The following is a 25,051-nucleotide window of genomic DNA, read 5'->3' as shown; positions in this document are numbered from 1 at the left end:
TCGACGGGGGCGGTCGCAGGAGATGGGGGACAACAGGCTGATCCAGGGCCGGTACCGGCTGCTCGACCAGATCGGGCGGGGCGGTATGGGCGAGGTGTGGCGGGCCCGCGACGAGTCACTGGGCCGACAGGTCGCCGTGAAGTGCCTCAAGCCGCTGGGCGGGCACCACGACCAGGCCTTCACCGGGGTTCTCAGGGAGCGGTTCCGGCGCGAGGCGCGGGTGGCAGCCGCGCTGCAGCACCGCGGGGTGACCGTCGTCCACGACTTCGGCGAGTGGGACGGCGTCCTCTACCTCGTCATGGAACTCCTGGAGGGACGCAACCTCAGCCAGCTCCTGGAGGACAACAAGCAGCACCCGCTGCCGGTCCCCGATGTCGTGGAGATCGCCGAGCAGGTCGCTGCCGCCCTCGCCTACACCCATCAACAGGGCATCGTGCACCGCGACCTGAAGCCGGCCAACATCATGCGGCTGACCGACGGCACGGTGAAGATCTGCGACTTCGGCATCGCCCGCCTCGGCCACGACATCGGCTTCACCTCCCGCCTCACCGGCACCGGCATCGCCATGGGCACCCCGCACTACATGTCACCGGAGCAGATCGGTGGCGTCGAGGTCGACCAGCGCAGCGACCTGTACTCACTGGGCTGCGTGCTGTACGAGATCGCCACCGGCGCCCCGCCCTTCGACCTCGACGACCCCTGGGCGATCCTCATCGGCCACCGCGACACACCGCCCCGCCCGCCCCGCAGCCACCGCTCCGACCTGCCCGCCTACCTGGAGAAGGTCATCCTCGACCTGCTCGGCAAGCGTCCCGAGGAGCGCCCGGACGACGCCCGCGAGCTGGGCCGCCGGATCAGCGCCGGCCGCGCCACACCCACGTACGTGCCGACCGTCGTGACCCCGCAGCCGACGCCGCGCCCGCCCGAGCCGGCCACCTCGCGCGCAGCGGCCCGCCTGCCGTCCTGGACCCGGGGCATGACCACCGGCCACAAGGCCACCGGCTCCGCGCTGCGCGTCACGGCCCCCGACGCGGGCGCGGGCCTCACCGGCGAATGGATTCCCCGTCCGCCCGGCGGCAGACCCGAGGAACCGGTGCCGGACACGCCGCCCGCGCCCTCCCCGGAGGCGGTCACCGCGCTCGCCGGACGACACAACGCCGGGCTCAGCCTCGGACGGCTCGGCCGCTGGGCCGAGGCCGGTGAGGTGCACCGCGCGGTCGCCGCCGAACGCGAGCACCTCCTCGGCCCCGACCACCCCGACACCCTCGCCAGCCACTACGAGGTCGCGTTCACCTACAGCCGCACCGGCCGCGCCGCTGACGCCCTGCGCGAGTACAAGCACGTCGCCCGCGCCCGCAGCATCGCGCTCGGCCCGGACCACCCCGACACCCTCGCCGCCCGCCAGGAAATGGCGTACGTCCTCGGACAGCTGGGCCGCCACTTCGACGCCCACCAGGTCTACAACTCCGTGCTCGCCGCCCGGGAGAGCATCATGGGCGCCGACCACCCGGACACCCTGCGCTGCCGCCACAACCTCGCCTTCAACCTCAGTCGGCTGGGCCGCCTGGAGGACTCGTACCGCATGGCCTGCGACGTGGCCGCCGCGCGCGCCCGGGTGCTCGGCCCGCACCACCCCGACACCCTGGTCACCCGCTACGAGGTCGCCTACGCGCTCGGCCAGTTGGGCCGCTGGCCGGAAGCCCTGGGGACCTACCGCGAGGTCGCCGAGGCCCGCGCCGAGGCCCTGGGTCCCGACCACGCCGACACCCTCGCCGCCCGCTACGAGGTCGGCATCAGCCTCGGCCGTCTCGGCCGCAGCACGGAGGCGCTCCAGCTCTACCGCGAACTGATCGACGACCGCACCCGGATCCAGGGCCCCGCCCATCCCGAGACCCTGCGTGCCCGCCACGGTCTGGGCGTCAATCTCGGCCGCCTCGGCCGCTGGGAGGAGGCCCTCGCCGAGTCCCGCGACGTGTGCGCGATCCGCGAGCGCGTCCTCGGCGCCGACCACCCGGACACCCTGGTCAGCCGTCGTGAGGTCGCCGTCGGTCTCGGCTGGCTGGGCCGCTGGCCGGACGCGCTGACCGAGTACCGCCGGGTGGCCGCGGCCCGCGGGCGGGTCCTCGGCGCACGTCACCCCGACACCCTGGCCAGCCGGAACGACGAGGCCCACTGCCTGGAGCAGCTCGGGCGGGGCGCGGAAGCCGTGGAGCTGTACCGCCAGGTGGCCGAGGCACGACAGCAGGGCATGACCGGCGGCCACTGACCCGGCCGCGGCCCATCTCTGGCCGATGTGGATCACCCCGTGTTACGAAGAACCATGCCTGCACACGAGGGACACCGGACGTACGACGCCGTAGTCATCGGCGGCGGCCACAACGGGCTCGTCGCCGCCGCCTATCTGGCCCGGGCGGGACGCTCCGTGCTGGTCCTGGAGCGACTGGAGCGCACCGGCGGCGCCGCCGTCTCCACCCGCCCGTTCACCGGCGTGGACGCGCGACTGTCACGCTACTCGTACCTGGTCAGCCTGCTGCCGAAGAAGATCGTGCGGGACCTCGGGCTCGACTTCCGCGTCCGCACCCGCACCGTGTCGTCGTACACCCCCGTCGAGCGGGACGGCCGGCCGACCGGACTGCTGGTCGGCGGCGGTGAACGACGCACCCGGGAGGCGTTCGCCCGGCTCACCGGCCAGGAGCGCGAGTACCAGGCCTGGCAGCGGTTCTACGCCATGACCGGCCGGGTGGCCGAGCGGGTCTTCCCGACGCTCACCGAGCCGCTGCCCACGCGCGACGAACTGCGCCGCCGCATCGACGACGAGGACGCCTGGCGGGTCCTGTTCGAGGAACCGATCGGCGCGGCGATCGAGGACCGCTTCGCCGACGACCTGGTGCGGGGCGTCGTCCTCACGGACGCCCTCATCGGCACCTTCGCCGACGCCCACGACCCATCCCTGCGGCAGAACCGCTGCTTCCTCTACCACGTCATCGGCGGCGGCACCGGAGCCTGGGACGTACCCGTCGGCGGCATGGGAGCCCTCACCGACGCGCTGGCAGATGCGGCACGAGCGGCCGGCGCCGTCCTGGCCACCGGACACGAGGCCGTCCGTATCGACACGGACGGACGCACCGCGGAGGTCACCTACCGGACCGCGGACGGGGAGAGCACCGTCGCCGCCGGGCACGTCCTGGTCAACGCCTCCCCGCAGGAACTGGCCGCCCTCACCGGCGACCGGGCCCCCGCGCCCGCCGAGGGCGCACAGCTCAAGGTGAACATGCTCCTCGAACGGCTGCCGAGACTCCGTGACGAGACCGTCGATCCCCGAGAGGCGTTCTCCGGCACCTTCCACATCGCCGAGGGCTACCAGCAACTGGCCGCCGCCCACACCCAGGCCGCGTCCGGTGAGCTGCCCGCCGCCCCGCCCTCGGAGATCTACTGCCACTCGCTCACCGATCCGACGATCCTCGGCCCGGACCTCGCCGATCAGGGCTACCAGACCCTGACCCTGTTCGGGCTGCACACGCCGGCCCGGCTCTTCGAACGGGACAACGACGCCGTCCGCGACGAACTGCTGAAGTCCACCCTCGCCCAACTGGACGCCCACCTCGCCGAGCCGCTCGCCGACTGTCTGGCCACCGACGCCGAGGGACGGCCCTGCATCGAGGCGAAGACCCCGCTCGACCTGGAGCGGGACCTCCGCCTCCCGGGCGGCAACATCTTCCACCGGGACCTCGCCTGGCCGTACGCCCAGGAGGGCACCGGCCGCTGGGGCGTGGAGACCCGGCACCCGAACGTGCTGCTGTGCGGGGCGGGCGCGGTGCGCGGGGGCGGAGTGAGCGGGGTACCGGGACACAACGCGGCGATGGCGGTGCTGGAGCGGGACGGCGGCGACGACTGAGGGGCCGTCGGTACGGGTTCACGGCCGACGCCTCGGGGACTCTAGTCCGCCGACGGCACCCACCCGGCCGCCTCGACGCGCGCCGCGTCCGCCGGACGTGCCTCGTCGAACAGGACACCGGTCGCCGCCTCGACCCGTACCCCGTCGACGTAGGCGCCGCGGCCGACGTACCGTCCGTCGGTCGTGTACCGCCAGCGCAGGACCAGGTGGCGGGCGGTCGGCAGGTCGGCCGTGAGGTGGTGCCAGACGCGGCCCGACCAGCCGGTGGCCGTGCCGTCCGGGTGGGGCAGCGGCCGGCCGCCGGGGTGTTTCGTCGTGAACGGAACCGGCAGCCAGCTCGCGCCGCCGTCCGTGGAGGCCTCCAGGACGAGCACATCCGTCCGCGGCTCGGTGTCCCACCACAGCGCGCAGCGCAGTCGCGCGGCGTCCGAGGACGTGTCGAGGCCGGGGAGGCTGAGCGTGGCGGTCGTCGAGCTCGCCATGCCCGAGAACCAGGCGGCGCGTCCGTGCGCGGGCCGGACCGCGACGGCCCGCGCCATCTCGTTGCCGGCCGCCACCCGGGGAGCGGACCCCGAGCGCCAACCACGCACCGGGTGCACCGAGTTGCCGAGCACGATCAGGAAGGAGTCGGTGGTCGGGTCGAGGACCAGCGAGGTCCCGGTGAACCCGGTGTGGCCCGCCGTGCGCGGGGTGGCCATCGCGCCCATGTACCAGTGCTGGTACAGCTCGAAACCGAGGCCGTGCTCGTCGCCGGGGAAGGCGGTGTTGAAGTCGGTGAACAGCAGCTCCACCGACTCCGGCCGCAGGATGCGGGCACGGCCGTAGGTGCCGCCGTTGAGCAGCGTCCGGCCGAGGACGGCCAGGTCCCAGGCGTTCGAGAACACCCCGGCGTGACCGGCCACGCCACCGAGGCTGAACGCGTTCTCGTCGTGCACCTCACCCCACACGAGGCCTCTGTCGAGCCCCGACCAGGGGGCGCGGGCGTCCTCCGTCGCGGCGATCCCCGGTCTCCAGGACGCGGGCGGGTTGTAGCGGGTGTGACGCAGGCGGAGCGGCGCGGTGACCTCGTCGTGGAGGAGGGCGTCCAGTGAGCGGCCTGTGATCTTCTCCAGTACCAGGTGCAGGGAGATCAGGTTGAGGTCCGAGTAGAGGTAGGCGGTCCCCGGCGGGTTGAGCGGCGCCTCGTCCCAGATGAGTCGGAGCTTCTCCTCGTACGACGGGGCCTTGTACAGCGGCAGCCAGGCGCGGAAACCCGAGGTGTGGGTGAGGAGTTGACGGATCGTGATGTCCTGCTTGCCTGCCCGGCCGAACTCCGGGAGGTATCCCGCGACCCGGCCCTCCAGCTCCAGCGCGCCCCGCTCGATCTGCTGCACCGCGAGGATAGAGGTGAACAGTTTCGACACGGAGGCCAGATCGAAGACGGTGTCCTCGGCCATGGGGATCTGCTGGGCGGCCGGGAACTCGACGCCCGTGTCGGTCGTCTCGTCGTACGACCGGTAGCGCACCGCCATGCCGATGGGCTGGTGCAGGGCCACCGTGCCGCCCCGCCCGGCGAGCAGTACGGCACCCGCGTACCAGGGATGGCTGGGGGAGGGGCCGAGGAAGGCCTCGGCGTCGCTGACGAGTTGACGCAGGTGCGCGGGAAGCAGCCCCGCGCGTCGCGGGGAGCCGTGCCGCAGGGTGGGACGTCCGGTCGGCCGGGCCGGCTCGGCGGCGTCGGCCGGTCCCGCCGGTAACGGGGCGAGGGTGAGGGCGCCGCCCAAGGCCACTGCCGCTCGCCCGAGTTGACGGCGGGTCGGTCCGCTGCCGTTCGCCCCGCTGTCCGCCGTGTCGTCCTTCATGGGTGAACCTCCCGCTGACTGAAAGTATCTTTCCGGGATCACCGTGCGCGGTGAAACTTTCGTGTCAGGCGGGCGGTGTGTCAACGGGACGTGCGGCCACCGAAGAAAACTGACGGAGCATCAGAAAACCTCTTCCGTCGTCCGGAGGACTGCGGCATCCTGCGCCCATGCAGACGGAGCTGAGCAAGACACTGGGAGTCGAGCACGCCGTCTTCGGCTTCACGCCGTTCCCCGCCGTCGCCGCGGCCATCAGCCGGGCCGGCGGACTCGGGGTGCTCGGCGCGGTCCGCTACACCGCACCCGACGACCTCAAACGCGACCTCGACTGGATCGAGGCACACATCGGCGGCAAGCCGTACGGTCTCGACGTCGTCATGCCCGCCAAGAAGGTCGAGGCCCCGGGAGGCCAACCACTGACCGAGGCCGACGTCGAGGCGATGATCCCCGAGGGGCACCGGCAGTTCGTCCGGGACACCCTCGCCAAGCACGGCGTACCCGAACTCGCCGCGGGTGAGGCCTCCGGCTGGCGCATCACCGGCTGGATGGAACAGGTCGCCCGCACCCAACTCGACGTCGCCTTCGACTATCCGATACGGCTGCTGGCGAACGCGCTCGGCTCGCCGCCCGCCGACGTGGTGGACCGCGCCCACGACCAGGACGTGCTCGTCGCCGCACTCGCGGGCAGCGCCCGGCACGCCCGCAAGCACCAGGAGGCGGGCATCGACATCGTGGTCGCCCAGGGGTACGAGGCCGGCGGTCACACCGGCGAGATCGCCTCCATGGTGCTCACGCCCGAGGTCGTCGAGGCCGTCGACCCACTGCCGGTGCTGGCCGCCGGGGGGATCGGCAGCGGGCAGCAGGTGGCGGCCGCGCTGGCGCTCGGCGCCCAGGGAGTGTGGCTGGGTTCCCTGTGGCTGACCACCACGGAGGCGGACATGCACTCGCCGGCGCTGACCCGGAAGCTGCTCGCCGCCGGTTCCGGTGACACCGTCCGTTCCCGCGCCCTCACCGGAAAGCCGGCCCGCCAACTGCGCACCGAGTGGACCGACGCCTGGGACGACCCGGACGGGCCCGGCACCCTCCCCATGCCCCTGCAGGGACTCCTCGTCGCCGAGGCCGTCTCCCGCATCCAGACGTACGAGGTCGAACCGCTGCTGGGTACGCCGGTCGGTCAGATCGTCGGCCGGATGACCAGCGAACGCAGCGTTCAGGCCGTCTTCGACGACCTCACCCGGGGTTTCGAACGGGCCGTCGACCGCGTCAACCGCATCGCCGGAAGGAGCGGCCAGTCGTGAGCACCTCTCCCGCTGCCACCCCCAGCACACCCCCCACCGGCTTCTGGGCCCAGGCCACCGCCGACCCGGACCGCACGGTCCTCATCGCACCCGACGGTGAACCGTGGACCGCCGGACGCCTGCACGCCGCCACCAACCGCCTCGTGCACGGGCTGCGGGCGGCCGGACTGGAACGCGGCGACGCCTTCGCGGTGGTCCTGCCCAACGGGCCGGAGTTCCTCACCGCGTACCTGGCCGCCAGCCAGGCCGGCTTCTACCTCGTCCCCGTCAACCACCACCTCGTCGGCCCCGAGATCGCCTGGATCGTCGCCGACTCCGGCGCCAAGGTCCTCCTCGCCCACGAACGTTTCGCCGGACCCGCCCGCCACGCCGCCGACGAGGCCGGCCTTCCCGCCACCCACCGGTACGCGGTCGGCGCGGTCGAAGGTTTCCGGCCGTACGCCGAACTCCTCGACGGACAACCGGAGTCGGCGCCCACCGACCGCACACTCGGCTGGGTCATGAACTACACCTCGGGCACCACCGGCCGCCCGCGCGGCATCCGGCGCCCGCTGCCCGGCAAGGCACCCGAGGAGGCGTACCTCGGCGGCTTCCTCGGCATCTTCGGCATCCGCCCGTTCGACGACAACGTGCACCTCGTCTGCTCACCGCTCTACCACACCGCCGTACTCCAGTTCGCGGGCGCGTCCCTGCACATCGGCCACCGCCTGGTCCTGATGGACAAGTGGACGCCCGAGGAGATGCTCCGCCTGATCGACACCCACCGGTGCACGCACACCCACATGGTCCCCACCCAGTTCCACCGCCTGCTGGCCCTGCCGGCGGACGTACGGGCGCGCTACGACGTGTCGTCCATGCGGCACGCCATCCACGGCGCCGCGCCCTGTCCCGACCACGTCAAGCGGGCCATGATCGACTGGTGGGGCCACTGTGTGGAGGAGTACTACGCGGCCAGCGAGGGCGGCGGAGCCTTCGCGACCGCCGAGGACTGGCTGAAGAAGCCCGGCACGGTCGGCAAGGCCTGGCCCATCAGCGAGCTCGCGATCTTCGACGACGACGGCAACCGGCTGCCCCCCGGCGAACTCGGCACCGTCTACCTGAAGATGAACACCGGCGGCTTCTCGTACCACAAGGACGACGCCAAGACACGGAAGAACCGCATCGGTGACTTCTTCACCGTGGGCGACCTCGGCTGCCTCGACGAGGACGGCTACCTCTTCCTCCGCGACCGCAAGATCGACATGATCATCTCGGGCGGCGTGAACATCTACCCCGCCGAGATCGAGTCCGTCCTGCTGGCCCACCCCGCGGTCGCCGACGCCGCCGCCTTCGGCATCCCGCACGACGACTGGGGCGAGGAGGTCAAGGCGGTCGTCGAGGCGGCACCCGGCCACGAGCCCGGCCCCGCCCTCGCGGCCGCCCTCCTCGACCACTGCGCCGAGCGGCTCGCCGGGTACAAGCGGCCCAAGAGCGTCGACTTCATCGCCGAGATGCCCCGCGACCCCAACGGCAAGCTGTACAAGCGGCGGCTGCGGGACCCCTACTGGGAGGGCCGCACCCGACCGGTGTGACCAGCGGCCGCCCCGGCGAGCTGTCACCTACGGAGTGACAGGTGTCCCGAGCCGGGGTGCTCGACGGTGCTTGACCTCCTTCCGCGACGGACCGAGGATCATGTGTCATGACGCCTGGACACGGCAGTACCGTTGACGGGGTGCTGCGCCGCAGTGCCCGACGCACCCCGGCGCGCGTGGCGGTGGAGTACGCCGACCGCGCCTGGACGTACGACGAACTGGACCAGGCCGTCTCCCGCGCGGCCGGGCTGCTCCTCGGGGAGGGACTCGTTCCCGGTGACCGGGTCGGCGCCTACGGCCACAACTCCGACGCCTACCTGATCGGTTTCCTCGGCTGTGCCCGCGCGGGCCTGGTGCATGTGCCGGTCAACCAGAACCTGACCGGCGACGACCTCGCGTACATCGTGAACCAGTCGGGCACCGCGCTGGTGCTGACCGACCCCGGCCTCGCCGGTCAACTCCCCGACGGCGTACGGACGTTGCCGCTGCGTGACACCGAGGACTCGCTGCTGGCGCGGCTGGCCTCGGCACCCGCGTACGACGGCCCGGAGCCGCGCGGCGAGGACCTGGTGCAGCTGCTCTACACCTCCGGCACCACGGCCCTGCCCAAGGGCGCGATGATGACCCACCGTGCCCTGGTGCACGAGTACCTGAGCGCGATCACCGCTCTCGACCTCAGCGCGGGCGACCGCCCGGTGCACTCGCTGCCGCTGTACCACTCGGCCCAGATGCATGTGTTCCTGCTGCCGTACCTGGCGGTCGGCGCCACGAACACCATCCTCGACGCGCCGGACGGCGACCGCCTGTTCGACCTGATCGAGTCCGGCCGAGTGGACAGCCTGTTCGCTCCGCCCACGGTCTGGATCGCCCTGTCCGGCCGCCCCGACTTCGCCACCCGCGACCTCGGCGGACTGCGCAAGGCGTACTACGGCGCGTCGATCATGCCGGTGCCCGTCCTGGAACGGCTGCGGGAGCGGCTCCCGAAGCTGGCCTTCTACAACTGCTTCGGCCAGAGCGAGATCGGCCCCCTGGCGACCGTCCTCGCGCCCGACGAGCACAAGGGCCGGATGGACTCCTGTGGCCGGCCCGTCCTGTTCGTGGACGCCCGGGTGGTCGACGAGGACGGCAAGGAGGTGCCCGACGGCACCCCCGGCGAAGTCGTCTACCGTTCCCCGCAGTTGTGCGAGGGCTACTGGGACAAGCCCGAGGAGACCGCCGAGGCCTTCCGCGACGGCTGGTTCCACTCCGGCGACCTCGCGGTGCGGGACGCGCACGGCTATTTCACCATCGTCGACCGGGTGAAGGACGTCATCAACTCCGGTGGGGTCCTGGTGGCTTCACGCCAGGTCGAGGACGCGCTCTACACCCACGACGCCGTCGCGGAGGTCGCGGTGATCGGTCTGCCCGACGACCGGTGGATCGAGGCCGTCACCGCGGTCGTCGTCCCGCGCGGCGAGGTCACCGAGGAGGACCTCCTCGCCCACGCGCGCGAGAAACTCGCCCACTTCAAGGCTCCGAAGCGGGTGGTGTTCGTGGACGAACTCCCTCGCAACGCCAGCGGGAAGATCCTCAAGCGGGAGCTCAGGGACAGGTTTTCGCACGGTTAGGGAGGCGCCGGTCACTGGCGTGGACGCAGGTCCTCGATCCGGCGGATCTTGCCCACCGACCGCTCCAGCGACTCCGGATCGACGATCTCGACCAGGGCCGACACGCCGATACCGTCCTTCACGGCCGCCGTGATGGCCCGCGCGGCCGTTTCCCGGTCCTCGGGCGTGGCACCGGGGCGGGCCTCCGCCCTGACGGTGAGGGCGTCCAGGCGGCCCTCGCGGGTCAGCCGGAGCTGGAAGTGGGGTGCGACGCCCGGCGTGCGCAGCACGATCTCCTCGATCTGGGTGGGGAACAGGTTCACCCCGCGCAGGATCACCATGTCGTCGCTGCGGCCGGTCACCTTCTCCATCCGCCGGAAGACGCGGGCCGTGCCCGGCAGCAGGCGGGTCAGGTCCCGCGTCCGGTAGCGGACCACCGGCATGGCCTCCTTGGTGAGCGAGGTGAACACCAGCTCGCCCCGCTCGCCGTCCGGCAGCACCTCGCCGGTGAGGGGATCGACGACCTCGGGGAAGAAGTGGTCCTCCCAGATGTGCAGCCCGTCCTTGGTCTCCACGCACTCCTGCGCCACCCCCGGGCCGATCACCTCGGACAGCCCGTATATGTCGACGGCGTCGATCGCGAACCGCTCCTCGATCTCCCGCCGCATCTGCTCGGTCCACGGTTCGGCACCGAAGACCCCGACCCGCAGCGAGGTGCCGCGCGGATCGACGCCCTGCCGCTCGAACTCGTCGAGGATCGTCAGCATGTACGACGGCGTCACCATGATGATCTCGGGCCGGAGGTCCTGGATCAGCTGGACCTGGCGGGCCGTCATGCCGCCGGACGCGGGAATGACCGTACAGCCGAGACGTTCGGCGCCGTAGTGCGCGCCGAGTCCGCCGGTGAACAGCCCGTAGCCGTACGCCACATGCACCGTGTCTCCGGGCCGCCCGCCCGCCGCGCGGATGGAGCGCGCCACCATGTCGGACCACAGGGAGAGGTCGCCGTCGGTGTAGCCGACGACCGTGGGGCGCCCGGTGGTGCCGCTCGACGCGTGCAGGCGCCGGACGCGGTCCCGGGGCACGGCGAACATCCCGTACGGATAGTTCTCCCGCAGGTCCGCCTTGGTGGTGAAGGGAAAACGGGCCAGGTCGGCCAGCGAGCGGCAGTCGTCCGGGCGGATTCCGGCCTTGTCGAAGGACTGCCGGTAGAAGGGCACATGGTCGTAGGCGTGCCGCAGCGAGGCCCGCAACCGCTCCAGCTGCACCGTCCGCAGCGCCTGCGCGTCGAGCCGTTCCCCCGGGTCCAGCAGGTCCGTCGCGTCCGTCATGCCGACCTCTCCCTCCGCACCGCACGATCCGGACGACCGATCATTCGGTCGACGTGTTCGGGATCAGTAATCCAGGCGGCCCCCGGCGGGGCAAGGGGAGGGCCCGCACTTTCTGCCAGGCAACCCCGTAGCGGCCCTCCCGCCCGGTCACCCGGATCCCCGACACGCCGAACTGTCACCCCTTCAGGGCCGGCGCGCCGCCTCTGCTGTCGGCAGATACGGGCCGTGGCCCGTCGGCCCCGCGGATACGGTCATCGGCATGGACCCCGCACCCCGCACCGTCAAGGCGAACGGCATCACCCTCGCGTACCGTGCCTGGGGCCCTGAGGGCGCGCCGCCGCTGCTCCTGCTGCATTGCCGGGGCGCCGACGGCGCGGACTGGGCACCTATCGCCGCGCGGCTGGCCGCGGGTGTCCCGGCCCGCCGTGTGTACGCCCCCGACCTGCGCGGTCACGGCCGCAGCGACTGGCCCGGCACCGAACCGGGCGCGGGCCCCGAGGCGTATGCGTACGAGGCGATGTGCGCCGACGTCCTGGACTTCCTCGGCGCCCTCGGTATCGAGCGTGTCGACGTGATCGGGCACTCGCTGGGAGGCGCCGTCGGCTACCTGCTCGCACAACGCGCACCCGAGGTCGTACGACGTCTCGTCCTGGAGGACGTACCCGCGCCGATACCGCTCGACCCGCCCCGGCCGCCCGCCGCCCGACCCGACGGCGACCTGCCGTTCGACTGGGCCATGGTGCGGGCCACCGACGGACAGCGCAACGCCCCCGATCCCGTGTGGTGGGATCACATGGATCGGATCACCATGCCCACACTGCTGATCGGGGGCGGGGCCACCAGCCTCATCCCGCAGGATCAGATCGCCGTTCTCGCCGAACTGATCCCGGACTCCCGGCTGGTGACCATCGACGCCGGACATCTGGTGCACGAGACGCGACCGGAGGAGTTCCTGGCCGTCCTGGAGGACTTTCTGACGGCCTGAGGCGCGCCTTGCGTCAGGCGGGCGTCACTTCCCGTACGTCGTCATGAAGCGGTCGCGGAACTTGTCCATGCCCCAGGCCGGTGCGTTCTCGGCAGGCTTGAGCCCGTCGCTCCAGCCCCAGTCCGATATCCGGTCCAGCACCTTCTTGTCGTGGGCGACGATCGTGATCGGCACGTCCTTGCGGTTGTCGCCTGCCGTGACCGTGGGGACCGGCTGGTGGTCGCCGAGGAAGACCAGGACCGTGTTCTTGTCGCCGTAGCGCTCGACCCATTCGGTCAGGCTCTGCAGGGAGTACTGGATGGCCTTCCGGTACTCGGTGCGCACACGTTCCGGCTTCTGCCAGACCTCCGTGGGGTCGGTGCCCTCCTTCTTGATCTGCTCGAAGACGGATCCGTCGCCGAGCTTGTCCCAGTCGGTCATGTGGGCGATGGGGGACCAGGGGTTGTGACTGGAGGCCAGGATGATCTCCGCCATGATCGGATCGCGGTTCTTCTTGCCGTGCTCCAGGCGTTCGAAGGCCTCCAGGCTGAACTGGTCCGGTACGGGCGTCCAGCTGAAGTACGGGCCGTTGTAGCCGAGGTGGGTGGAGTCGTAGATGTGGTCGAGGCCGAAGTACTTGCCCTCCGGCCAGGCCTTGCGCACACCGGGGACGATGCCGACCGTGCGCCAGGCACCGGTCTTCTGGAAGTAGCTGGTGAGGGTCGCCCGGTCGCCCGTGGTCAGGGCGCGGTACCGCTGCTGGTTCTTGACCCACAGGCCGGACAGGAACGTCGAGTGGGCGAGCCAGCTGCCGGCGCCCGCCACCGGCGACCTGAGCCAGGCGCTGCGCGACTCGAAACCGGCCGCCTTGAGCCGGCTCGTGCCCTCCTTCAGGGTCGCGTCCAACTCCGGTGCCATCGCCGGGTCGTCGAGGGCCACACGGCCGTAGCTCTCGATGAACGTGAACATCACGTCCTTGCCGCGCAGTCCGGTCAGCAGCTGGTCCGGCGGGGTGGCCGCGAAGGCGTCGACGGCGGCCTGCTTCTCGAAGACCTTGGCGTCGCCCAGGCCGTTGCGCACGCTCTCCACCCGGTTGGCGAGGAACTCGGTGTTGCCCTTGGTCGCGATCGTGACTCCGCCGACCTGCACACCCAGCGTGAAGCAGGTGATCCACGCGGTGCCGAGGACAAGGGTGGTGGGGACGGCCGCCGGACGGTGCCGGGCCAGGACGTTCGTCAGCCGCACCACCGCGAGCGTGCTCAGCGTGAGGACGGCGATCAGCAGGACGATCACCCCGACCACCGCGAGCACCTCGCCCGCGCGGCCGAACGACTCCCTGACGAAGTCAGCGGCGTCGTCCAGCAGGATCCAGTCGAAGACGAGGTCGAAGGGCCGGGCCAGGAACTGGTTGAAGCCCATGTCCATGAACTTCAGGACGGTGAACAGTCCGAGCAGGATGCCTGATACCACGGCGGTGATCCGCCGCGGCTTTTCGGGAAGGGCGAGCAGCAGACACGCCAGGACGATCCCCTCGACCGGCAGACGGACGAAGGAGAGCAGCGAGAGCCGGTCGAGCCGGTTGGGCATGAGCAGCGCGGCGAGCACCACCGCACCGGCCAGCACACTCGTGCCTACCGCCACACCGCGCGCCGCGCCGGGATAGCGGCGGCGCCAACCGAACCAGCCGGGTTTCGGGGAGTCGAGGGCCTCGCCGGGGTCGGGCTGGTCCTCGGGGTGATCCTCGGCCGCCGCTTCCGCCGCTTCCGCCGCTTCCGCCGCTTCCGCCGCTTCCGCCGCTTCCGCCGGATCGGCGGCGGTGTCGTCCGACGCCTCCGGCGTGGCCGCCTTCCCCTCGTCGGCCGGTGCTGCTGCCCGCTTGTCCTCGTCCGGTGCGGCTTCTTCCGTCTCGGCGGCCGTCCCCTCCGCCGTGTCGGCGTCCCCGCCCGTCTTCTCGGCCGCCTCGTCCTCTCTCGGCCCGTCCGTCACAGCGGAGCCGCCGCCGTCCGGGACCGCCTCACCCTCGGTGTCGGGCAGTTGACGATGGCGAGTGAAGAGCGACACCCGGCGGTCCTTCCGTGCAGTCGTGCAATGGCATGGCAAACAAGGCCCGAGGGCCGAACCTGCCACCACCAGTACGTCCACACGTCGTCATCGGTTCAACCGAGGGACCCGGAATTCATTCTTCCGCCGCCGCGGCCACCTCCCGGGCCCACCGGTAGTCCGCCTTGCCGCTGGGCGAGCGCCGGAGCGTCTGGGTGATCACCAGCCGACGCGGGATCTTGTAACCGGCCAGCCGGGCACGGCAGTGCGTCTGGACCTCCTCCAGGGACAGCCGCGGGGCACCGCCGCGCAACTGCACCACGGCCGCCACCTGGTGTCCCCACTTCGCGTCCGGCACCCCGGCCACCAGCGCGTCGTACACGTGCGGATGGGACTTGAGCGCCTGCTCGACCTCCTCCGGATACACCTTCTCCCCGCCCGTGTTGATGCACTGCGAGCCCCGCCCGAGCACGGTGACCACACCCTCCTCGTCGACGGTGGCCATGTCGCCGAGCAGCACCCACCGCTCGCCGTCCTTCTCGAAGAAGGTCTCGGCGGTCTTGCGCACGTCGTTGTAGTAGCCGAGCGGCACATGACCGCACTGGGCGACCCGCCCGATCTCGCCCACGGCGACCGGCTCGCGGGTCGCCGGATCCACCACCTGCGTACGGGAGTTGACGCGGACGCGGAAGCCCCGCTCGGGGCCGGAGTCCGCCGTGGCGGTGCCGTTGAAGCCCGACTCCGAGGAGCCGAAGTTGTTGAGCAGCATCACGTTCGGGACGAGCGCCTGGAACTGCCGGCGGACCGTGTCCGACATGATCGCCCCGGAGGACGACACGCTGAACATCGAGGACATGTCGACGCCCTTCAGCGGACCTTCGAGCGCGTCGATCAGCGGACGCAGCATCGCGTCGCCGACCAGCGACATGCTGGTGACCTTCTCCTTCTCGATCGTCCGCAGCACCTCCTCCGGCACGAACTTGCGGTGCAGCACCACCCGTTGGCCGAAGTTGAAGCCGATGAACGCCGTCAGCGTGGAGGTGCCGTGCATCAGTGGCGGAGCGGGCAGGAAGGTGATCCCCGCCCCGCCGGCCGCGACCCGCTCGGCCAGTTCCTCGGGCCGCTTCACCGGCTCACCGGTCGGCGCGCCGCCGCCGAGCCCGGAGAAGAACAGGTCCTCCTGACGCCACATCACGCCCTTGGGCATCCCGGTCGTGCCGCCCGTGTAGATGATGAACTGGTCGTCTCCCGAGCGGGACGCGAAGCCGCGCTCGGCGGACGCCGCCGCCTCGGCGTCCGTGAAGGTGACCGCCGCGACCTCGGCCGCCGCCGGTGCCGGCGCTCCGACACGCACCAGGTGCCGCAGCGCGTCCGTGTGCGGCAGCGCCGCCGCCACCAGGTCCGTGAACTCCGCGTCGAAGACCAGGCCCGCCAGGTCGGCGTCCCGGTAGAGATAGACCAACTCGTCTTCCACATAGCGGTAGTTGACGTTGACCGGCACGATCCGCGCCTTCAGGCAGCCGAGCACGGTCTGCAGGTACTCGACACCGTTGTACAGGTGCAGCCCGACGTGCTCGCCCGGACGCACTCCGCTGTCGAGAAGATGGTGGCCGACGCGATTGGCGGCCGCGTCCAGCTCCGCGTATGTCAGACGGCGCTCCGCGCCGGTGCCGGGGTGGTCGACGTACACGAGTGCCTCGCGGTCCGGGACCACGTCGACGACCGACTCGAACAGGTCGGCAAGGTTGTACTCCACCGCTCCTCCTGACCCCGGGTGCCTGGCTTCGGTCGGTTCGCCGTCATCAGAGCAAAGGGCGCCGCAACTGTGAAGGGCCCGCACCGAAGAAATCTGACTGTGTGTCAGAAAACCCTTGAAGTGCCCCGGCCACTCCTGCAACCTGTTCTCGTTCTGTCAGAGGGGAGATGGCCCATGGCTGGGACGGAACACCTCACGGTGCGGCGCGAAGGCGCCACACTGGTACTCACGCTCAACAGGCCCGACGCCAAGAACGCGCTCTCGCTGTCGATGCTGGTCGGTCTGTACGACGGCTGGATCGAGGCCGACGCCGACGACGAGATCCGCTCGATCGTGCTCACCGGCGCCGGCGGGGCGTTCTGCGCGGGCATGGACCTCAAGGCCCTTGCCGGTAAGGGCATGGCGGGCGAGCACCTCCGGGACCGCCTGAAGGCCGACCCGGACCTGCACTGGAAGGCGATGCTGCGCCACCACCGCCCACGCAAGCCGGTGATCGCCGCCGTCGAGGGGTACTGCGTCGCCGGCGGCACCGAGATCCTCCAGGGCACCGACGTCCGCGTCGCGGGCGAGTCCGCGACCTTCGGCCTGTTCGAGGTCAGACGCGGCCTCTTCCCGATCGGCGGCTCCACGGTCCGGCTGCAACGCCAGATCCCCCGCACCCACGCGCTGGAGATGCTGCTCACCGGCCGCCCCTACAGCGCCCGCGAGGCCGCCGGCATCGGCCTGATCGGTCATGTCGTCCCCGACGGCGACGCGCTCGCCAAGGCGCTGGAGATCGCCGAACAGATCAACGCCTGCGGCCCGCTCGCCGTCGAGGCCGTCAAAGCCTCGGTGTACGAGACCGCGGAACTGACCGAGACCGACGGCCTCGCCGCCGAACTCGGGCGCGGCTGGCCCGTCTTCGACACCGCCGACGCCAAGGAAGGCGCCCGCGCTTTCGCGGAGAAGCGACCGCCCGAGTACAAGCGCGCCTGACCTCATGCCCGGACCGCACCCGACCCTCCCTCGAAAGGAGACATCCGGGATGCCCGAAGTCCTCCAAGCCCCGCTCGTCGTCGAGTTCCCCTTCACCCGCTCCCTCGGCCCCGTCCAGAGCGCCTTCCTGACCGGCCTGCGTGAGCGCGTCGTCCTGGGCGTACGCACCGGCGACGGCCGCGTCCTCGTCCCGCCCGTCGAGTACGACCCCGTCACCGCCGAGGAGATCGGCGACCTGGTCGAGGTGGCCCCCACCGGCACGGTCACCACCTGGGCCTGGAACCCCGCCCCCCGCCGCGGCCAGCCCCTGGCCACCCCGTTCGCCTGGGCCCTGGTCCGCCTCGACGGCGCCGACACCGCCCTCCTGCACGCCCTCGACGCCCCCGGCCCGGACGCCGTGCACACCGGCATGCGGGTCCGGGTCCGCTGGGCCGACGAACGCTCCGGCGCCATCACGGACATCGCCTGCTTCGAGCCGTACGACGGCACCGACCAGCACGAACCCACCGGTCACAGCGGCGAGTTCGAGAACCCGGTCACCGGCATCGTCGCCGCCGCCCGCCTCGACTACACCTACTCGCCCGGCCGCGCCCAGTCCGCCTACATCCACGCACTGGGCGACCGGCGCATGGTCGGCGAACGCTGCCCGTCCTGCACCAAGGTGTACGTCCCTCCGAGGGGCGCGTGCCCCACCTGTGGTGTCGCCACATCCGAACAGGTCGAGGTGGGTCCGCGCGGCACGGTGACCACGTACTGCATCGTCAACATCAAGGCGAAGAACCTCGACATCGAGGTGCCGTACGTCTACGCCCACATCGCCCTCGACGGCGCCGACCTCGCCCTGCACGGCCGGATCGGCGGCATTCCCTACGACCAGGTACGCATGGGCCTGCGCGTCGAAGCCGTGTGGAGCGACGACTCCCGCTACCCCGACCACTACCGGCCGACCGGCGAACCCGACGCGGACTACGACACCTACCGGGAGCTGCTGTGACGCGAGACATTGCGGTTGTCGCCTTCGCGCAGACCGACCACCGGCGTACCTCGCACGACGTCTCCGAGGTCGAGATGCTGATGCCGGTCCTGCACGACGTCCTCGCGCAGACCGGCCTGAAGACCGCGGACATCGAGTTCACCTGCTCCGGCTCCAGCGACTACCTCGCCGGGCGTGCCTTCTCCTTCACCCTCGCCCTCGACGGCGTCGGCGCCTGGCCGCCGATCTCCGAGTCGCATGTCGAGATGGACGGGGCGTGGGCCCTGTACGAGGCCTGGACCAAGCTGCGTACCGGCGACGCCGACACCGCGCTCGTGTACTCCTACGGCAAGTCCTCGCCCGGCTCCGTGCGTGACGTGCTGACCCGCCAGCTCGACCCGTACTACGTGGCCCCCCTGTGGCCCGACTCCGTCGCCCTCGCCGCCCTCCAGGCCCAGGCCCTCATCGACGCGGGCGACACGGACGAGCCCGGGCTCGCGGCCGTCGCCGCCCGGAGCCGAGAGGACGCGGCGGCCAACTCCCACGCCCAGCTGCGAGGTGCGGTGCCGCGGGGGGAGTACGTGGTACGCCCGCTGCGCACCGGCGACTGCCCGCCCATCGGTGACGGCGCCGCCGCCGTGATCCTCGCGGCCGGGGACCGCGCCCGGGAACTGTGCGCACGGCCCGCCTGGATCCGCGGCATCGACCACCGCGTCGAGGCACACGGTCTGGGTGTGCGGGACCTGACCGACTCACCCTCCACCCGCCTGGCCGCCGAGAAGGCCGGCGCCTTCGACCGGCCCGTCGACACGGCCGAACTGCACGCGCCCTTCACCGCGCAGGAGGTCGTCCTGCGCAAGGCGCTCAGGCTGCGCGACGACGTGCGCGTGAACCCGTCCGGAGGAGCGCTCGCCGCCCATCCGATCATGGCGGCCGGACTCATCCGCATCGGCGAGGCCGCCGCACGCGTCCACCGCGGCGAGTCCGACCGCGCCCTCGGTCACGCCACCTCCGGCCCCTGTCTGCAACAGAACCTGGTCGCCGTACTCGAAGGGGATCCGCGATGAGCAAGGAACCCGTGGCCGTCGTAGGCATCGGCCAGACCAAGCACGTCGCGGCGCGCCGGGACGTGTCGATCGCCGGACTGGTCCGGGAGGCCGCCCGGCGCGCCCTCGACGACGCCGAGCTGACCTGGGCGGACGTCGACGCCGTCGTCATCGGCAAGGCGCCCGACTTCTTCGAGGGCGTGATGATGCCGGAGCTGTACCTCGCGGACGCGCTCGGCGCGGTGGGCAAGCCCATGCTGCGGGTGCACACCGCGGGCTCCGTCGGCGGGTCCACCGCCCTGGTCGCCGCGAGCCTGGTCGCGGCCCGCGTCCACCACACCGTGCTCACCCTCGCCTTCGAGAAGCAGTCCGAGTCGAACGCCATGTGGGGCCTGTCCCTGCCGATCCCCTTCCAGCAGCCCCTGCTCGCCGGGGCCGGCGGCTTCTTCGCACCGCATGTGCGCGCGTACATGCGGCGCAGCGGCGCGCCCGAGACGGTCGGTTCCCTCGTCGCGTACAAGGACCGGCGCAACGCGCTGAAGAACCCCTACGCGCACCTCCACGAACACGACATCACCCTGGAGAAGGTCCAGGCCTCGCCCATGCTCTGGGATCCCATCCGCTACTCGGAGACCTGCCCCTCCTCCGACGGCGCCTGCGCGATGATCCTCACCGACCGCGCCGGAGCCGCCCGCGCGCCCCGCCCCCCGGCCTGGATGCACGGCGGCGCGATGCGCAGCGAACCCACCCTCTTCGCCGGCAAGGACGCCGTCTCGCCGCGGGCCGGCCAGGACTGCGCGGCCGACGTCTACCGGCAGGCCGGGATCGCCGACCCGCGCCGGGAGATCGACGCCGTCGAGATGTACGTGCCGTTCTCCTGGTACGAGCCCATGTGGCTGGAGAACCTCGGCTTCGCCGACGAGGGCGAGGGCTGGAAACTCACCGAGTCCGGGGTGACCGAACTCGACGGGGACCTGCCCGTCGACATGTCGGGCGGTGTCCTGTCGACCAACCCCATCGGTGCCTCCGGCATGATCCGCTTCGCCGAGGCGGCACTCCAGGTACGCGGACAGGCCGGGGAACACCAGGTGGAAGGGGCGCGCAGAGTACTCGGACACGCCTACGGCGGCGGATCCCAGTTCTTCGCGATGTGGCTGGTGGGGTCACGGCCACCCGACTCCTGAAAGGTCCCCCTCACGTGGCCTGTTGGCGCCCGGAACCGGTCGCTAGGCTGACCGCGGACGCAATCGGGAGGAGCACGGACGTGGCCGAGACCACCATCCAGCAGCAGCCGCTCATGGGCTGGGACAAGCCCGAGCTGGACCTCAGCAACGCCGACTGGCACTCCAGCAGCCGTGGCCTGGGGGATGTCCAGATCGCCTTTGTCGAGGGATTCATCGCGATGCGCAACAGCGGCCGCGCGGACAGCCCTTCCCTGATCTTCACACCCGCGGAGTGGGGCGCGTTCGTGTCGGGGGCGCGGGAAGGAGAGTTCGACCTCACCTGATCGCCGGGACCGCGGCCGGACGGACCGCCGAGCCGACCCGCCGGACCGACCCGGCGGGTCGATTCTCGGTGATCGCGGGGGCCGACGGTCCACAGACGGCCGGGTGGCCCGCCCTCACGAACATCACCTAGGGTCCGCCCACACGCCACGGACCGGGCGCGGCCACGTACCATGGCGGCATGTCGTTCCTCCGCCGCCGCAGCGCCACTCCCGCCGGGCCCGACTTCGACGTCCTGGCCATGGACCCGAGCGACTGGCCCGGCAATCTGAACGCCGGCCTGCTGCCCGCCCCCGACGGCACCTGCCAGGGCCTGTACCTGCGGTACGACCTGTTCGGAGGCCGCGGCCCCGCGATGATCATCGGCAACCTGCCGGAGGGCTCCCCGGCCCGTGACATCGCCGACGACGAGATCCCCTTCGAGGTGGGACAGCTGCTGCTGGCCCTGGAGAACGACGAGGAGGTGAGCGTCGTCAGCACCGAGGACATGCCCGTGATGCAGGGCGACAACCTCCTGATCGTGCGTCGCCTGAAGCTCTCCGAGAGCCGGATCTCCTGCGTGCAGTTCGACCGCAGCGACAACGTCCTGGTGACCATCGCCGCGTGGGACCGCCCCATCACCGACGACCTGTACGCCCTGCTGAAGCCGCTCCCGGCGGAGCTGTTCCAGCAGGGCTGAGGCGGCTACCCGGCCGACGGCACCACCTGGACGTCGGCGGCCCGCACGAACGCCACCCGGTGACCGAACTGGATCTCGTAGTACAGGTCCTCGCCGGTCACCACCTTGTGCGAGTCGGTGCCGAAGGTGACCGCGTAGAAGTACTCGCCCGGCACCCGGTCCCCGACCACGTACTTCTGGCCCGCCCGCAGCTGATACGGCAGCGGCGAGACCGCCTGGACGGGCACTCCCGTCGGATAGGCCGCCGCCTCCGGGTAGGCCCTGCCGTACACCGGGACGCTCGTCAGACCGGCCCGCGGCGTCACCACCCGCCCCCTCGCGTTCACCGCGGTCGGGTGCTTCCCCGGGTTCTTGAACCAGGCCTTCTGGCCCAGGAACCAGATCGCCGTCCAGTCGCCGTGGCGGTCGGCGACGGCGTACTGCTGGCCGGTGGAGACACGTGAGGACAGGTCGTTCACCCCGGGCGTGGGGTCCGTGCCCAGACCGATGTCCTTGATCAGGGCGGAGTTCTCGTCGTGGTCGGAGTACAGCCGGACCTCGCCGGAACCGTGGGCCGCGCAGGGCTCGCCCTGGGTGACGCAGCCCGTGTACTCGGGCTGGTTCCCGGCGTAGTCGGGGCGGATGGTCACCAGCCCGCCACGCGTACCCGCGCTGGGTTCGAAGGGGCGCCCCAGCAGCTCGAAGTAGTGGCGCCAGTCCCAGTACGGGCCCGGATCCGTGTGCATGCCGGGGACGGTCGACGTGGTGGGGCCGGGCACATTGTCGTGGCCCAGGATGTGCTGCCGGTCCAGCGGGATGTCGTACTTCCCGGCCAGATATCTCACCAGTCGCGCCGATGAGCGGTACATCGCCTCCGTGTACCAGGCATCCGGGTCCGCCAGGAAGCCCTCGTGCTCCAGACCGATCGACTTGGCGTTGACGTACCAGTTGCCCGCGTGCCAGGCCACGTCCTTCGCCTTCACATGCTGGGCGATGTGACCGTCCGTGGACCGCAGAGAGTAGTTCCACGACACATAGGTCGGGTCCCGCACCAGGTCGAGAACCGTGTCCCAGGTGCCCTCGGTGTCATGGATGACGATGTAGTCGATGCTCTGGGACGCCGGCCGGTCGCCCAGGTCGTGGTTGCCGTAGTCACCGTCGCCGAACTCCTCGTAGGGGGCGGGGACCCACTCGCAGGACACCGTCCTCGGGCACTCCGTTCCGCCCGGGTCGAGGGTCCGCAGCCCCGTCCGCGCGAGCTGCGCGGTGTTCGGGACCAGGCCGGGCCGGGCGGCCAGGGCGAGCCTGTGGCCGGTGTCGGTGGTGCGCTCCTCGCCGGTGCGCAGGACGTCGTACACGTCGTCGGCGTAGGCGGCGGCCGTGGCGCTGTCGTCCGCGCCGGAGAACCGGGCCACGGCCCCGTACCAGTCCGCCGGATCCTGACTCAGGGGTTCGCCGAGGTCCTTCTGGGCGGCGGCGAGGAGTGCGGCGCCACCGGCCACGTTCGAGGCGGGGTCGGTCCGCAGCCGCTCGGTGCTGAGCCCCGTCAGCTCCGCCGCCTTCGACAGGGTCCTGAGCCGGGCCGGGAGCGCGGAGGCGTCGGGGAACTTGGTCTTGGTCTTGGGGTGCAGCGGCGGACGGGCGCCGTCACCCCGGGCGTCCTCCGTGCCCTCGCTGTGGTGTGCCGCCGCGCGGGTGAGCGCGCCGCGGGCGTCGGTGAGGTGCATCGGGCCGTAGCCGCCGGTGACACTCGGCGCCCCGTCGTGGGTGTCCCATCGGGACTGGAGATAGGAGACGCCCAGAAGGACGCTCTGCGGCACCTGGTACTCGGAGGCCGCGGAGACGAAGGCCGACCGGAGCGGGTCGGTGGTCTGCGCCTCGGAGGGGGCCGCGCCGAGCAACGGCAGGAGCAGCGCGGCCGAGCCGAGCGCCCCCGCGGTTCCTCGGACGGCTCTGTGCCGGGCCTTCCTGCGGGGGGCGGTGAGGGATCCTCGCAATGCAGCCTCCTGGGACGGACGAGCGATGAACCGCGCGGGGCCGGGCGTGCGTCAGTGCTACCCGTTTTCCGATGATCCGTCAATCATGCCCAGGGGTGGAGGAATTCCCATGTCAGCCCGGTCCACGGGCGTTTCATGGCTCAGGCCCGCGGACCTGCCGGGTGTCAGTGGTGTACGCCAATGATCAGGAAAGTCGCCCGTCCGGCCGGTCCCGGACATACGAAAATCCGCGGCACGCCGTTGCTCGGCGTGCCGCGGATCCTCGTCCCCGTCAGCGAGTGCCGACCGCCGCGCGTACGGCCCGGCGGGCCAGCTGGCAGTCGTCGTGCAGCCGCCTCAGCAGCAGCCGCTGTTCCTCGCCGGACGGCGCGGCACCGGGGTGGGCTCCTCCCGGCGCCGTCGGGGTCGTGTCGTGCATCGAACGCTGAACGGCCATCTCGTAGGTACGGATCTCACGGGTCAGCACCAGCATCAGGTTCACCAGGAACGCGTCCCGCGACGCGGGTCCCGCCGACTGGGCCATCTGGCTGATCTGCCGCCTGGCCACCGGGGCGTCCCCGAGAACCGACCACAGCGTGGCCAGGTCGTACCCGGGCAGATACCAGCCCGCGTGCTCCCAGTCCACCAGCACTGGACCGGCCGGGGACAGGAGGATGTTGGACAGGAGCGCGTCGCCGTGACAGAACTGGCCCATGCCCTGGCGGCCCGCGGTCGCCGCGATGCCGTGGAGCAGTTTCTGCAGGTCACCCAGATCCCGGTCGGTGAGCAGCCCCAGCTCGTGGTAGCGGTTGATCCGGGTCGCGTAGTCGAGCGGGGCGTCGAAGGTGCCCGCCGGCGGCCGCCAGGAGTTGAGCCGGCAGACCGCGCCGAGCGCCGCCCTGATGTCCGCGCGGGGCGGGGCCTCGGCGGGGTGCCGGTGCAGTGCCGCCACCCGTCCGGGCATCCGCTCGATGACGAGGGTGCAGTTGTCGGGGTCCGCGGCGATCAGCCTCGGCACGCGCACCGGGGGGCGGTGCCGGACGAACGAGCGGTATGCGGCTATCTCGTGGCGGATCCGCTCGGCCCACACGGGGGAGTGGTCCAGTAAACACTTGGCGACGGCGGTGTTGCGCCCCGTCGTGCCGACCAGGAGCACGGAGCGTCCGCTGCGGCGCAGCACCTGCACCGGGGCGAATTCCGGGCAGATCCGGTGCACCGACGCGATCGCCGTGCGCAGCTGGGCGCCCTGGGGGCCGGACAAGTCGAGTCTCCCGCTGAGCGGTTGGGTGCCGAGCCCCGGCACGCGCCGTGCCCTGCCCGCGCCGAGCACGGGGGCCGTGGGACGTGCGGGGTCGAGATAGGGGCCGCCGCCCGCAGGCCGGGGATGCAGCGAACGGGGTGGGGCGGACACGGAGGACGATGCTGCGTACATGGGCGAGACAGATCCCTTCGTGTGCCTGCTACAACAGTGCGCTGCCCGGCCCGGTCCCCTGGGCGCACCCTGGGGAATGCGTCCGGTGTTCCAGGAAGGCGGGACCGGGTCGGGGTGGCGCATTCCTACCTGACACCCGATGACCACTGGCACACCATCTGGCGCACCCTGGCGAACCGTGGCGAATAGTCGCCCGGCAACTCTCAC

The 25,051-nt window shown here is 71.5% G+C and carries 18 protein-coding genes; 12 read left to right on the top strand and 6 right to left on the bottom strand.

The genetic code is table 11. The features are described 5' to 3' along the window. Positions 1 to 22 precede the first annotated feature (22 nt). Both ACFYRY_RS02435 and ACFYRY_RS02430 read left to right on the top strand, forming a co-directional pair. Positions 23 to 2,266 (top strand): tetratricopeptide repeat protein, encoded by a 2,244-nt coding sequence (locus ACFYRY_RS02435; protein ID WP_389139187.1) that lies wholly within the window; start codon positions 23 to 25, stop codon positions 2,264 to 2,266. A gap of 54 nt (positions 2,267 to 2,320) precedes the next feature. Continuing rightward, the gene (locus tag ACFYRY_RS02430; RefSeq protein ID WP_389139185.1) at positions 2,321 to 3,895 is read left to right on the top strand and encodes a phytoene desaturase family protein; all 1,575 of its coding nucleotides are present in this window, start codon (positions 2,321 to 2,323) and stop codon (positions 3,893 to 3,895) included. Positions 3,896 to 3,936: 41 nt separating this feature from the next. Here ACFYRY_RS02430 and ACFYRY_RS02425 read toward each other — a convergent pair whose 3' ends face one another. Beyond that, positions 3,937 to 5,736 carry a serine hydrolase gene (locus ACFYRY_RS02425; RefSeq protein WP_389139184.1) on the bottom strand — a complete coding sequence of 600 codons (1,800 nt, stop codon included), beginning with the start codon at positions 5,734 to 5,736 and terminating at the stop codon, positions 3,937 to 3,939. Between the two features lie 167 nt (positions 5,737 to 5,903). Here ACFYRY_RS02425 and ACFYRY_RS02420 point away from each other — a divergent pair, with 167 nt between their 5' ends. From ACFYRY_RS02420 to ACFYRY_RS02410, 3 genes are all read left to right on the top strand, one after another. Continuing rightward, on the top strand, positions 5,904 to 7,031 hold the full coding sequence (locus tag ACFYRY_RS02420; protein ID WP_389139182.1) for an NAD(P)H-dependent flavin oxidoreductase: 1,128 nt from the start codon (positions 5,904 to 5,906) through the stop codon (positions 7,029 to 7,031). Beyond that, the gene (locus ACFYRY_RS02415; protein WP_389139180.1) at positions 7,028 to 8,602 is read left to right on the top strand and encodes an acyl-CoA synthetase; all 1,575 of its coding nucleotides are present in this window, start codon (positions 7,028 to 7,030) and stop codon (positions 8,600 to 8,602) included. Before ACFYRY_RS02420 ends, ACFYRY_RS02415 begins: the two co-directional genes overlap by 4 nt. A 107-nt stretch (positions 8,603 to 8,709) precedes the next feature. Beyond that, the gene (locus tag ACFYRY_RS02410) at positions 8,710 to 10,209 is read left to right on the top strand and encodes an acyl-CoA synthetase (protein WP_389139179.1); all 1,500 of its coding nucleotides are present in this window, start codon (positions 8,710 to 8,712) and stop codon (positions 10,207 to 10,209) included. An 11-nt stretch (positions 10,210 to 10,220) separates the two neighbouring features. On the opposite strand, the gene paaK is transcribed toward ACFYRY_RS02410, so the two are convergent. Next, entirely contained in the window at positions 10,221 to 11,519 is a 1,299-nt protein-coding gene (paaK, locus tag ACFYRY_RS02405) for a phenylacetate--CoA ligase PaaK (RefSeq protein WP_389139177.1), read from the bottom strand. Positions 11,520 to 11,778: 259 nt separating this feature from the next. On the opposite strand from paaK, the gene ACFYRY_RS02400 reads away from it, so the two are divergent. Beyond that, the gene (locus ACFYRY_RS02400; protein WP_389139175.1) at positions 11,779 to 12,504 is read left to right on the top strand and encodes an alpha/beta fold hydrolase; all 726 of its coding nucleotides are present in this window, start codon (positions 11,779 to 11,781) and stop codon (positions 12,502 to 12,504) included. A gap of 24 nt (positions 12,505 to 12,528) precedes the next feature. On the opposite strand, the gene ACFYRY_RS02395 is transcribed toward ACFYRY_RS02400, so the two are convergent. Both ACFYRY_RS02395 and ACFYRY_RS02390 read right to left on the bottom strand, forming a co-directional pair. Further along, on the bottom strand, positions 12,529 to 14,544 hold the full coding sequence (locus tag ACFYRY_RS02395; protein ID WP_389139174.1) for a sulfatase: 2,016 nt from the start codon (positions 14,542 to 14,544) through the stop codon (positions 12,529 to 12,531). A gap of 115 nt (positions 14,545 to 14,659) precedes the next feature. Continuing rightward, a complete protein-coding gene (locus tag ACFYRY_RS02390) occupies positions 14,660 to 16,279 on the bottom strand; it encodes an acyl-CoA synthetase (RefSeq protein WP_389139172.1) in 1,620 nt (539 codons plus the stop codon). A gap of 174 nt (positions 16,280 to 16,453) precedes the next feature. Between ACFYRY_RS02390 and ACFYRY_RS02385 the strand changes: the two genes are divergently transcribed. From ACFYRY_RS02385 to ACFYRY_RS02360, 6 genes are all read left to right on the top strand, one after another. After that, on the top strand, positions 16,454 to 17,254 hold the full coding sequence (locus ACFYRY_RS02385; RefSeq protein WP_389139171.1) for a crotonase/enoyl-CoA hydratase family protein: 801 nt from the start codon (positions 16,454 to 16,456) through the stop codon (positions 17,252 to 17,254). Between the two features lie 49 nt (positions 17,255 to 17,303). Then, positions 17,304 to 18,248 (top strand): Zn-ribbon domain-containing OB-fold protein, encoded by a 945-nt coding sequence (locus ACFYRY_RS02380; RefSeq protein ID WP_389139169.1) that lies wholly within the window; start codon positions 17,304 to 17,306, stop codon positions 18,246 to 18,248. Continuing rightward, a complete protein-coding gene (locus ACFYRY_RS02375) occupies positions 18,245 to 19,294 on the top strand; it encodes a thiolase domain-containing protein (RefSeq protein ID WP_389139167.1) in 1,050 nt (349 codons plus the stop codon). The genes ACFYRY_RS02380 and ACFYRY_RS02375 overlap by 4 nt, the downstream gene beginning before the upstream one ends. Then, positions 19,291 to 20,457, top strand: a complete 1,167-nt coding sequence (locus ACFYRY_RS02370) for a thiolase domain-containing protein (protein WP_389139165.1) — start codon at positions 19,291 to 19,293, stop codon at positions 20,455 to 20,457. The genes ACFYRY_RS02375 and ACFYRY_RS02370 overlap by 4 nt, the downstream gene beginning before the upstream one ends. A gap of 80 nt (positions 20,458 to 20,537) precedes the next feature. Then, entirely contained in the window at positions 20,538 to 20,780 is a 243-nt protein-coding gene (locus ACFYRY_RS02365) for a DUF397 domain-containing protein (protein ID WP_356775196.1), read from the top strand. Positions 20,781 to 20,959: 179 nt separating this feature from the next. Then, positions 20,960 to 21,457 carry a hypothetical protein gene (locus ACFYRY_RS02360; protein ID WP_356775198.1) on the top strand — a complete coding sequence of 166 codons (498 nt, stop codon included), beginning with the start codon at positions 20,960 to 20,962 and terminating at the stop codon, positions 21,455 to 21,457. 5 nt (positions 21,458 to 21,462) lie between these two features. Here the strand turns inward: ACFYRY_RS02360 and ACFYRY_RS02355 are convergent, their stop codons facing one another. Together ACFYRY_RS02355 and ACFYRY_RS02350 are read right to left on the bottom strand one after the other, a co-directional pair. Then, on the bottom strand, positions 21,463 to 23,433 hold the full coding sequence (locus ACFYRY_RS02355) for an N-acetylmuramoyl-L-alanine amidase (RefSeq protein ID WP_389139163.1): 1,971 nt from the start codon (positions 23,431 to 23,433) through the stop codon (positions 21,463 to 21,465). A gap of 271 nt (positions 23,434 to 23,704) precedes the next feature. Then, positions 23,705 to 24,844, bottom strand: coding sequence for an aminoglycoside phosphotransferase family protein (locus ACFYRY_RS02350; protein ID WP_389139161.1), 1,140 nt, complete (start codon positions 24,842 to 24,844; stop codon positions 23,705 to 23,707). Positions 24,845 to 25,051: the final 207 nt, after the last annotated feature.

This window comes from Streptomyces sp. NPDC005263 (assembly GCF_042872365.1).
Classification (GTDB): Bacteria; Actinomycetota; Actinomycetes; order Streptomycetales; family Streptomycetaceae; genus Streptomyces.
Note: the sequence above shows the minus strand (reverse complement) of the source record. Positions and strands in the feature narration are given on the sequence as shown.